1 protein-coding gene is annotated in these 261 nt (G+C 66.7%); it reads left to right on the top strand.

Annotated elements, in window-relative coordinates:
- Nucleotides 1-261: helix-turn-helix domain-containing protein (locus tag SB725_RS32010; RefSeq protein WP_410923493.1), on the top strand; the 261-nt coding region annotated here is incomplete at both ends.

The following is a 261-nucleotide window of genomic DNA, read 5'->3' as shown; positions in this document are numbered from 1 at the left end:
CACGCAAGGTACGCTCCCACCTGGAACGCGGCCAGTCGGTCACCGAAGCCCTGTATGACGCCGGCTTCAACTCCAACAGCCGTTTCTACGAAGCGGCCGACCAGTTGCTGGGCATGACGCCCAGCGACTACCGCGCCGGCGGCCCCAACACCGATATCCGCTTCGCCCTCGGCCAGTGTTCCCTGGGGGCAATACTGGTGGCGCAAAGCGCGCGCGGTGTGTGTGCGATTCTCCTGGGGGATGAACCCGGCCCGCTGCTGG

The organism is Pseudomonas sp. SIMBA_041, assembly GCF_046535095.1.
GTDB lineage: Bacteria > Pseudomonadota > Gammaproteobacteria > Pseudomonadales > Pseudomonadaceae > Aquipseudomonas > Aquipseudomonas mucoides.
Note: the sequence above shows the minus strand (reverse complement) of the source record. Positions and strands in the feature narration are given on the sequence as shown.